This window comes from Nonomuraea sp. NPDC003201 (genome assembly GCF_053590415.1).
This window is the reverse complement of sequence record NZ_JBSFTC010000592.1, coordinates 1-3,455: the sequence shown is the minus strand read 5'-3', so window position 1 is coordinate 3,455 and position 3,455 is coordinate 1. Positions and strand designations below refer to the sequence as shown.

Below are 3,455 nucleotides of genomic sequence, written 5' to 3'. Positions count from 1 at the left end.
GGCCGCCGCGGCCACGGCCGCCAGGCCCGCCGTCACCCTGGCCCGGCGGCGCCTGAGGAGCACGACGCGGCCGCCCTCGGCAGCCGCCGGGAGCTCCGGCGCGGTCCTGAACGCGGGGGGCCGCTCGGGCTCGGGCGGGATCCTGAGCGTCGGCGAGTCCTCCGGCGCGGACGGGGGCGCGGATGAGGGTATGTGCGGGGCCACAGGCGGGGCTGCGGGCGTGCGTGACACCGGGGGCCGCCAGATGGTCGGGCTGTCGTCGGGCACCGCTCCTGACCCCCGCTCCGGGCGTTCCTCGGGCCGCCGCAGCTCGTGGGCGGCGGCGAGCAGCCGCTGCCGGAGCGTGGCGGGCGGCGGCTCGGCCACCGCCTCGGCGAGCCTGGCCGCCGTCTCCCGCAGCCGCCGGACCTCCATCCAGCAGGCCGAGCACGCCAGCAGGTGCTCCTCGTACAGCACCCACTCGGCGTACGGCAGTGCGTGCACGGCGTACGCGCCCGAGAGGGTGTGGAGGTCGTCCGTCATCATCCACTCCCTTTGTGAGAGGCGGCTCACGCATGTACTTCGGCGACTCGGGCATGTCGGATGGCTGCGGGGGCTTGCTCTTTTCTCATGGCGTGAGACAATCTCATCGGGTGATGAATTATGAGCTGTGTAGTAGCAGGGGGCGGACCGGCCGGCGCGATGCTGGCGCTGCTCCTGGCCAGGGCAGGCGTCGAGGTCACGCTGCTGGAGAAGCACGGCGACTTCCTGCGTGACTTCCGAGGCGACACGATCCATCCGTCCACGCTGCAGGTCCTCGACGAGCTGGGGCTGGCCGAGGAGTTCCTGAAGATCCCCCATCGCAAGGCGTACGGGATCAGCATGGTGACCGACCGCGGGGAGGCCAGGCTGGCGAGCCTGCGCGGGCTGCCCGGCAAGTACGACTACATCGCGTTCGTACCGCAATGGGATTTCCTCAACCTCATCACGTCGGCCGCCGCCCGGTATCCGAGTTTCCGGCTGCTGATGAACGCGGAGGCGTACGACCTGATCCGCGACGGCCAGACCGTGCGCGGCCTGCGCTATCGGGACGAGTCGGGCGAGCACGAGATCAGAGCCGACCTCACCGTCGCCGCCGACGGGCGGCACTCGACCCTGCGCGAGCGCGCCGGGCTCGTGCCGGAGGAGCTCGGCGCGCCGATGGACGTGGTGTGGTTCCGGCTGCCCCGCCACCCGTCCGACCGTGACGACTCGTTCCTGCGGATCTCCGGCGGACGCATGATGGTGTCCATCAACCGGCAAAGTTATTGGCAACTCGCGTACGCGATCCCCAAGGGCGGGTTCGACGAGCTGGTGCGCGCCGGGATCGACGCGCTCCGCGAGCCGGTCGCGGAGCTGCTGCCGTGGCTGGCCGACCGGATCGGGCAGATCGGGAGCTACGACGACGTCAGCGTGCTCACCGTCGTGCTCAACCGGCTGCACCGCTGGCACCGGCCCGGATTCCTGTGCATCGGGGACGCCGCGCACGCCATGTCGCCGGTGTTCGGGGTGGGGATCAACCTGGCCGTCCAGGACGCGGTCGCCACCGCCAACCTGCTGGCCGGCTCGCTCAGGTCCGGCGCGCCGATCCCCGAATCCACCCTGCGCCTGGTGCAGAAGCGGCGGATGCCGCCCACGCGCGTCACGCAGGCGGCCCAGCGGGTGGTCCAGAATCTGGTCATCAAGCGGGCCCTCAGCAACAGGCTCGACCCGTCCAGGATGCCCCGCGACCTCACGCGGATCCCCCTGCTCAGGCGGGTGGCCCGGCGTTTCATCGGGCTGGGGGTGCGGCCCGAGCACGTGTCCGTAAAGGAAGTTTGACCGCCTCTGAGTCCTCAGGGGTATAACTGCATTCTCACAACGTGGACAACGAGGTCCGTGGGCCCGTGGCCAGTGGATTACCCTCGTATCTCGTGAGCAGCAATCTCGTGGATCTCGATTCCTGGCGAGCCCTCTCCGCGGCGCAGCAACCTGACTGGCCCGACCGCGGCGAGCTCGACAAGGTCGTCGCCGAGCTCGGCGGCCTGCCCCCACTGGTCTTCGCCGGCGAGTGCGACCAGCTCAAGGAGCAGCTGGCCGCAGTCGCCCGGGGCGAGGCCTTCGTCCTGCAGGGCGGCGACTGCGCGGAGACCTTCTCCGGCGCGACCGCCGACAACGTGCGCAACAAGCTCAAGACGCTGCTGCAGATGGCGATCGTGCTGACGTACGCGGGCAAGGTGCCGGTCGTGAAGATCGGCCGGGTCGCGGGCCAGTTCGCCAAGCCGCGTTCCAAGGGCAGCGAGACCCGTGACGGGATCGAGCTGCCCGCCTACCGGGGCGACATGGTCAACGGGTTCGACTTCACCGCCGAGTCCCGCCGGCCCGATCCGTGGCGGCTGCTCAAGGCGTACCACTCCTCGGCCGTGACCCTCAACCTCGCCCGCGCGTTCACCAAGGGCGGCTACGCCGACCTGCGCCAGGTGCACGCGTGGAACCAGGACTTCGTGGCCGAGTCGCCCGCCGGGCGCCGCTACGAGCAGCTGGCCAGGGAGATCGACCAGGCGCTCGCGTTCATGCGGGCCTGCGGGGCCGATCCCGAGGAGTTCCACACCGTGGAGTTCTACTCCTCGCACGAGGCGCTCATCCTCGACTACGACCGCGCGCTCACGCGCATCGACTCGCGTACGGGGCTGCCGTACGACGTGTCGGCGCACATGGTCTGGATCGGCGAGCGCACCCGCCAGCTCGACGGGGCGCACGTCGACTTCTTCGCCCGCATCCGCAACCCGATCGGCGTCAAGCTCGGGCCCACCACGTCGCCGGACGAGGCCCTGGGCCTCATCGAGAAGCTCAACCCGGGCAACGAGGCGGGGCGGCTCACCTTCATCACCCGCATGGGCGCCTCCAAGATCCGCGAGCACCTGCCGGCCCTGGTCAAGGAGGTCACGGCCACGGGGGCGCGGGTCGCGTGGATCTGCGACCCGATGCACGGCAACACCTTCGAGGCGCCCAGCGGGCACAAGACCCGCCGGCTCGACGACGTGCTGGACGAGGTGGCGGGCTTCTTCGAGGTGCACCGGTCGCTGGGCACGCACCCCGGCGGGATCCACATCGAGTTCACCGGTGACGACGTGACGGAGTGCGTGGGCGGCGGGCACGAGATCGCCGAGGACGACCTCGCGACCCGCTACGAGACGGCCTGCGACCCGCGGCTCAACCGCAGCCAGTCCCTCGACCTCGCCTTCCGCGTCGCCGAGCTCTACCGCGGCTGACCTCGCCCGCAGTTGAGGGGACGCGCCCGCCTTCCAGGCCCGCGTCCCCTTTCTGCTGCCCACCCGACTTCGGCGCCCGCCTTTTGCCGCCCACCCCACTTCGACGCCCGCCTTTTGCCGCCCGCCCCACTTCGACGTGCTGTCCCCGCGCGAGCGGCCGCGCCGGCCCCTTAGGCGCCGCGGCCG

General features: G+C 71.1%; 2 protein-coding genes and 1 pseudogene. 2 read left to right on the top strand and 1 reads right to left on the bottom strand.

Going from position 1 to position 3,455, the window contains the following annotated elements; translation table 11 throughout:
* A pseudogene (locus ACWDX9_RS61255) lies at positions 1-525 on the bottom strand (hypothetical protein); the annotation flags it as partial.
* 117 nt (positions 526-642) lie between these two features.
* On the opposite strand from ACWDX9_RS61255, the gene ACWDX9_RS61250 reads away from it, so the two are divergent.
* Both ACWDX9_RS61250 and ACWDX9_RS61245 read left to right on the top strand, forming a co-directional pair.
* Positions 643-1,839, top strand: a complete 1,197-nt coding sequence (locus tag ACWDX9_RS61250; protein ID WP_449973105.1) for an FAD-dependent oxidoreductase — start codon at positions 643-645, stop codon at positions 1,837-1,839.
* Between the two features lie 92 nt (positions 1,840-1,931).
* Positions 1,932-3,269, top strand: a complete 1,338-nt coding sequence (locus ACWDX9_RS61245; protein WP_363964222.1) for a class II 3-deoxy-7-phosphoheptulonate synthase — start codon at positions 1,932-1,934, stop codon at positions 3,267-3,269.
* Positions 3,270-3,455 lie beyond the last annotated feature (186 nt).

Coding starts and splice junctions, on each gene's coding strand:
- ACWDX9_RS61250 (WP_449973105.1), top strand. CDS start 643: ATGAGCTGTGTAGTAGCAGGGGGCGGACCGGCCGGCGCGATGCTGGCG.